8 protein-coding genes are annotated in these 5,848 nt (G+C 69.9%); 7 read left to right on the top strand and 1 reads right to left on the bottom strand.

What is annotated here, in order from left to right; all coding sequences use genetic code 11:
- Nucleotides 1-114: 114 nt before the first annotated feature.
- The 6 genes from QZZ33_RS08060 (at nucleotide 115) to QZZ33_RS08035 (ending at nucleotide 4,064) form a co-directional block, all read left to right on the top strand.
- Nucleotides 115-639 (top strand): hydrogenase maturation protease, encoded by a 525-nt coding sequence (locus QZZ33_RS08060; protein ID WP_291379263.1) that lies wholly within the window; start codon nucleotides 115-117, stop codon nucleotides 637-639.
- Nucleotides 630-878 carry a HypC/HybG/HupF family hydrogenase formation chaperone gene (locus tag QZZ33_RS08055; protein WP_291379262.1) on the top strand — a complete coding sequence of 83 codons (249 nt, stop codon included), beginning with the start codon at nucleotides 630-632 and terminating at the stop codon, nucleotides 876-878. Before QZZ33_RS08060 ends, QZZ33_RS08055 begins: the two co-directional genes overlap by 10 nt.
- Entirely contained in the window at nucleotides 875-1,798 is a 924-nt protein-coding gene (locus QZZ33_RS08050; RefSeq protein WP_291379261.1) for a DMT family transporter, read from the top strand. Before QZZ33_RS08055 ends, QZZ33_RS08050 begins: the two co-directional genes overlap by 4 nt.
- Nucleotides 1,799-1,842: 44 nt before the next feature.
- Nucleotides 1,843-2,631, top strand: a complete 789-nt coding sequence (locus tag QZZ33_RS08045; protein WP_291379260.1) for a DUF6390 family protein — start codon at nucleotides 1,843-1,845, stop codon at nucleotides 2,629-2,631.
- 13 nt (nucleotides 2,632-2,644) lie between these two features.
- Complete coding sequence (locus QZZ33_RS08040) at nucleotides 2,645-3,385, top strand: energy-coupling factor ABC transporter permease (protein WP_291379259.1); 741 nt, start codon at nucleotides 2,645-2,647, stop codon at nucleotides 3,383-3,385.
- 109 nt (nucleotides 3,386-3,494) lie between these two features.
- The gene (locus tag QZZ33_RS08035) at nucleotides 3,495-4,064 is read left to right on the top strand and encodes a hypothetical protein (protein WP_291379258.1); all 570 of its coding nucleotides are present in this window, start codon (nucleotides 3,495-3,497) and stop codon (nucleotides 4,062-4,064) included.
- A 39-nt stretch (nucleotides 4,065-4,103) separates the two neighbouring features.
- On the opposite strand, the gene QZZ33_RS08030 is transcribed toward QZZ33_RS08035, so the two are convergent.
- The gene (locus tag QZZ33_RS08030) at nucleotides 4,104-4,775 is read right to left on the bottom strand and encodes a hypothetical protein (RefSeq protein ID WP_291379257.1); all 672 of its coding nucleotides are present in this window, start codon (nucleotides 4,773-4,775) and stop codon (nucleotides 4,104-4,106) included.
- 409 nt (nucleotides 4,776-5,184) lie between these two features.
- Between QZZ33_RS08030 and QZZ33_RS08025 the strand changes: the two genes are divergently transcribed.
- On the top strand, nucleotides 5,185-5,848 hold a 664-nt coding region (locus tag QZZ33_RS08025), incomplete at its 3' end, for a hypothetical protein (protein WP_291379256.1).

Raw genomic sequence — 5,848 nt, 5'->3', positions numbered from 1 at the left:
ATGGGTGGACCTCGACGACCACACCCTCACGCACCGCTGCGAAGCCGCGATCCGCAACTACGACCCCTGCATCTCGTGCGCCACCCACTTTCTTGACCTCAGAGTGAAGCGAACATGAACCCCGGGGCGATGGTCATCGGCCTGGGCTCGCCAGACTGTGGTGACGACGCCGTCGGCCCTCGCGTCGCGGAACGAGTGCGCGAGGTGGCAGGGAGAGACGTCCAGGTGCTCACCCATGAGGATCCGACCGCGCTGGTGCACGCCTGGGAGGGCTGCCACGCCGTCGTGCTGGTCGACTCCATGATCTCCGGCATCGCTGCTGGCACCGTGTCCGTCCATCACGCGGGCACGCACGACGCCTCGCTGCCCACCCACGCCTTCGCAGCTGCCGGTCGCGGCGGCACCCACGCGTTTGGCCTGGCGGGCGCCGTCGAGTTGGCGCGCACGCTCGGCACCCTGCCGGAGCACGTCGCGATCGTGGGCGTCGAGGCCATCACCTTCGCGCACGGGCCGATGTCGCCTCAAGTGACCGCAAGCATCGACGACGCCGTGGCCGCCGTGAGCGCCGAGCTCGCCCGCGTAGGCCACCCCATTCAAGGCCACCCTGCTCAAGGAAGCGAGGCCGGGAGATGTGTCTAGGAACGATCGCACAAGTGGTCGAGGTGCACCGTGACGGTCGCGCCATCGTGGAACACGGCGGCCGACGCGAAGAGGTGCTCGCCATGACCGTCGCAGACGACGACATTCAACCGGGCGAGTGGGTGGTGATCCACTCCGGCTTCGCGCTGGAACGCATCACCGAGGCGCAGGCCAAGGACGCACTCGCCATCCGCGCCACCGATCCTGACACCACCAACCACAAGGAGACTGCGTCATGACCACCACCCGCAATCGCGGCCTCGCACTCGCGGCATCTACGGCCCTGATTTCAGGCGTCGCCATTTGGGTCAACTCTTCAGGAGTGGCCGCCTACGGCAACGCGACCGCCTACACGACGGCCAAGAACGCCGCGGCCGCCCTGGTCATCGGCGTCGTCTTCCTGATAGCGCGGGCCATGCGCGGCGCCGGGTCTGTCTCGCTCACCCGGCCGACGCGGGCCCGGGGCTGGTGGGGTTTGGCGTACGTGGCGATCCTCGGTGGCGCCGTGCCGTTCCTGCTGTTCTTCCAAGGGCTCGCCTCGACGGCGTCCACCCAGGCGGCATTCCTGCACAAGACGCTCATCGTGTGGGTCGCGCTGCTCGCCGTGCCGCTGCTCAAGGAGAAGCTCACGCTCTGGCACGGGGCCGCGATCGTGCTGCTGGTGCTGGGCCAATTGGGGCTCGCAGGCGCCGTCTCATTCGCGCCCGACCTTGGCATCGTCATGATCGGCGCCGCCACACTCATGTGGTCCGTCGAGGTGGTCGCCACCAAGCGGCTGCTCGTGGGCATCACCCCGTGGACCGTGTCGCTCGCCCGCATGGGAGGCGGCTCTATCGCGCTTCTGGCATGGGCGGGCGCCACAGGTGCGCTCGGTCGCGTGGTGCCCGGCACGTCGGCGCAATGGGGATGGGTGGTACTCACCGGACTGCTGCTCGCCGGCTACGTGCTCACGTGGCACCAGGCGCTGTGGCGTGCGCCAGCCGTGGACGTCACCGCTGTGCTGGTGCTCGGCGCGATCGTGACGGCGGCGCTGGCTGGCGCGTTCGACGGTGCGCCCATCGCGGCAAAGGCGCCGTGGCTGGCGCTACTGGCCGCTGGCGGGCTGCTGGTGTGGCTCGCGCCCCGTCAAGGGCCCCTCGGCAGGCGAGCCATCACGTGAACTCCACCGCGCGTCGGCCGCGTGGCCCGACCCACAGCCCCACCGTGGCCAGCCCTGCCGGGCAGCCGCGCGAGGCCGACGGCGCGCTCCTGTTTGGCCGCTACGCGTTCCCGCCCAACGAGCGCGGCTACTGTGGCCCGGACCGCGCGGACGAACTGTTGGAGCGCGTCGCGACCGGTGCGTCCGGCACTGCGCTCGCCGACGTGGCGCGGGGCTTCGAGGGCGCGTGGCCCTACCTCGAACTGATCGGGTCGCTGCTGGGGCGGGAGCCGCTCGACCCCACGGTGGTGCGCACGTACTGGTTGGGCGGACCCGAACTGGCGCGGTGCGGGGGGCGGCCGTTTGTGGACTCGCTCGAGACGCGGTTCCGGCCGCGGCTGTCCCGGCTTGAGTTTGAGCGGCTCGCCGCCGCAGCCGTCGCGGGCGCGACCCCACACCACAACTTCCACGTGTTCGGCGTCTACCCGTGGGTGGGGCTGATGCGCGGCGGCATGGGTGACGCACCGCTGCAGGTGCTGGACCGTTGCCGCATTCGCTGGGGCCGCCTGGAGGCGATTCACGGCGACACCGCGGTGGTGACCAGCCAAAGCCTCGTGTGGGACGGGCGTCGGCTGGTGCTGGGGCCCGCCGGCGCAGAGACGGCGCGCCTGCGACGCGACGGCCACGCGCTGACGCACGCGGTGCAGCCGGGCGACTGGGTGGCGCTGCACTGGGACTGGGTGTGCGACCGGCTCGAGCCCGCCGAACTCGCCCACCTGCAACGTTCCACCGCAACTGAGCTGGCCGCCGTGGGCGCCTGCACGTACTCCGCACCGGCCACGGTGCTTGCCTGAAAGGAGAGGGATCATGCACATTCCCGATGGAGTTATCGACCCGACAACACTGGTGGTCGCTGGGGCGGCCTCGGCTGGCGCGCTGACGTGGTCGGCGCGCGAACTGCGGCGCGGGAGTCCCCGCCTTGGCGTGGCGCTCGCTGGCGCCGCCGGCGTGGTGCTGGCGCACCTCGCCGACGTCTCGCTGCCCGGCCCCTACACCGCCCACCTGATCGGCGGAACGCTCCTGGCCATCGCCGTCGGCCCGTGGCTGGCGCTGACCACCATGGCGTCGGTGTTGGCCCTCGAAGCGTTGCTGTGGCACGACGGCGGCACGTCCGCGCTGGGGGTGAACGTGCTCGTCATGGGGGTGGCCGGAGTGCTGGTGGGTTACGGCGCGTATCGAGCCGTGCTTGCTCTCGCTGGGTTTCTGCGGCGTCGACCCGGCCGGGACTCTCCGTGGGTGCGCGCGGGAGCGGCAGCCGTGGCGGCATGGGTGAGCGTCCTGGCGTCTGCGCTGACTCTCGCGGCCGTGGTGGCGCTCGGCGGCCCGCCAACGGTGGGCGACGTGATGGAGGCACCGGGGGCGACGGTGGGCGAACTGCTTCCGTACTATGCCGCATGGGGTCTGTTGGAGGCGGCGCTCACGGGAGGCATCGTGGCGATCGTGCTGGCCTGGAAGCGGTCGATGGCGAGGCTGGAGAACGCGACCGATGTTCGCGGTCGCATGCCAGTCGACAACCCCGCGACGCAGGCTCCCGTGCCGGTGATGTGACGCGCGAGCACGTCCAAATGACCACATACCCGGACATCGCGCCCATCGGAGCGCGCTGTGCGGGCGATACCCCTTGGCCGTGTGACCTTGTTCACATACACTCACCAAGATGAGCCTCGAACAGACTCGCAACGACGTGACTCGTTTGCGTGCCGAGTTTATTCGGGAGCCTCGCGACCATGCGCTTCACCTCGCCCAGCGGCTGTCTTGGTACTCGATGCAGCTGGCGCTCGACAATCAGCAGGCCGAATCTGAGGCCACCTGGACCGAGGCGCTCGAGGTTGCCGAACACGTGCTCACCGGCCCAGAGCCCTCGCAGTTTGAACGCACCGAACTGATCCGCATCGGCGTCGGCACGGCCCGCTGCATGGTCGAGGCCGGTCGCCCGGAAGAGGCGCTGGAGGTATTGGCCAAGGCCGAGCAGCAGTACCAGTTGCTCGCGGCCGCGGCCGCCGAACCCATGACCGTGCTCGCCGTGCGCGGCACCATCCTCACCGGGCTCGCGCACGCCCACCACGCCTTGGGCGACGCCGACTCCGAACTCGAGTCCCTGGTTGAGGCCGCCCTCGAACTGGCGTCCGGCTCGGACACGAACCCGCTCATTGTGCGGTCAATGCTCGGCCCGCCGCTCAGCAAGCTGCACACGCTCCTGGAGCAGGGCAACGCCGAGACGGGTTAGGCGGCGGGGGCTGGCGTGTTGGGGGCTGGCGTGTTGGCGTTAGTTGCTCAGGCTGTCGGCGATGATCCTGGCCTTGTCCTCGTCCCACCCACCTTCCAGCGAGAACGCGGGTGTGGTGAGCGGCTGAGCCACTATGGGTGCTGACACCACGTCGCCATCGATCATGATCGCGACGGCGCCTTGCGGATCGCGCGCCGACGCCTCGGCCGTGAGCTCGGCCTGCTTCGCGCCGCCCTCCTCGGTGAGCTCCACCAACACCCGCCAAGGACCGCTGACCCCCTCACTCGGCCCGACAGGTTCGACCGACGCGACGTCGTCCGCGGTGAGCGCCGCGGGGAACACCAGGTACGCGGTGAAGCCGTACTCATCACACACCCAACCGGCGTAGTCGGCGGGGAGCGGTGCGTCGGGACAGCCTGCCGCTACCTGGGCGACGTAGTCGTCGGGAGTCAGCCAGCCGTCCAAGCCCCAGGCGGCGAGCACAGCGGCCGCGGCGTCGGTGTCGCCCTCCTGCTCAGACCATTGCGTCACCGGCACCGTGACGGCCACCGCGCGAACCTCGAACGACGCTGCTGGCGCGGAGGGCTCGGCTCGCTCGCCGTCGTCGTTGTCGCCAGAGCAACCCGCCAGGACTGCCGCCGACGCTGCGAGGGTGATCGTCAAGGCGGCGGTGCGCGTCGCCCCGGTGTGGCGGCGGACGGCGTGAGTCATGTGTTCCCCCTCGGTCTCTTGGGACTCTCTCCATCCTGGCACGGCGGCTGGGGAGAGTTGGCGCTTGGCCACTTGCTGGCTGTCGCCAGCCCCTCGCCAGCCCCTCGTCAGCGCCTCGTCGGGCGCGTCGCCGGCCCCTCGTCAGCGCCTCGCCGGCCCCTCGTCAGCCCCTCGTCGGGCGCGTCGCCGTCCCTCGTCGGCTCCTCGTCAGCCCCTCGTCAGCCCCTCGTCAGCCCCTCGTCGGGCGCGTCGCCGTCCCTCGTCGGCCCCTCGTCGGGCGCGTCGCCGGCCCTCGTCGGCTCCTCGCCGCCGCTTTCTCGGCGTCGTGCCCAGGTCGGGTGTGGTGGGGTTGTCCACAGGTCATCGTGCCTGGTAGGTGTGTGTCAGGGGGTGGTGCTTGACTGGTTTCATGACGAACCAGCCGGCGGTGCTTGACAGGGCACAGGTGCAGCGTGTGAGCTCACTGGTGCGCGACCTGGCACGCTGTGATGTTGCCGCACTGGCGGAGGGCGACTTCTTAGGAGTGCTCGACGACGTCGCGACGCTGGGGCGCCTCACCGATGCTTTGCGTGCGCGTGTCGCTGGTGATGCCGCCCGACGTTCGACCCCTGATCAGGTCGGTGGTGGGCTTGCTAGGCGGCAAGGGTTTGGTAACGCGGCATCGATGGTCGCGTCGGTGACGGGCGGATCTCAGGCGGGTGCGTGGCGGGCGATCGAAGCGGGCAGGGCGTTCATCGCTGAACCCGTGCTGCCTTCCGAGGCTTCCGACCGGCTGGACCTGTCCGACGACCAACCCCCCACCCCGCCGACACCGCGTTACCCGGCCATCACCACAGCCTCGATGGCTGGCGTCCTGTCCACGGATGTGGCCGCGATCATCACAGGGGGACTTGAACGTCTCACGGACCGTGTTCCCAGCGACCAAGTGCATGCACTGGAGCAACGGTTGGTGGCCAAGGCTCAGCTTCTTGGGTTGCGGGAGGTGCGACGGTTAGTTGCCCGGGAGGTCGCGAAGGCTGATCTGGCCGGTCACATGGAAAGTGAGAAGCGTCAACACGCTGAGAGGTATCTGT

The organism is Demequina sp. (genome assembly GCF_016278775.1).
GTDB lineage: Bacteria > Actinomycetota > Actinomycetes > Actinomycetales > Demequinaceae > Demequina.
This window is presented reverse-complemented; position numbering and strand designations above follow the sequence as displayed.

Coding starts and splice junctions, on each gene's coding strand:
- QZZ33_RS08060 (WP_291379263.1), top strand. CDS start 115: ATGAACCCCGGGGCGATGGTCATCGGCCTGGGCTCGCCAGACTGTGGT.
- QZZ33_RS08055 (WP_291379262.1), top strand. CDS start 630: ATGTGTCTAGGAACGATCGCACAAGTGGTCGAGGTGCACCGTGACGGT.
- QZZ33_RS08050 (WP_291379261.1), top strand. CDS start 875: ATGACCACCACCCGCAATCGCGGCCTCGCACTCGCGGCATCTACGGCC.
- QZZ33_RS08040 (WP_291379259.1), top strand. CDS start 2,645: ATGCACATTCCCGATGGAGTTATCGACCCGACAACACTGGTGGTCGCT.
- QZZ33_RS08035 (WP_291379258.1), top strand. CDS start 3,495: ATGAGCCTCGAACAGACTCGCAACGACGTGACTCGTTTGCGTGCCGAG.
- QZZ33_RS08030 (WP_291379257.1), bottom strand. CDS start 4,775: ATGACTCACGCCGTCCGCCGCCACACCGGGGCGACGCGCACCGCCGCC.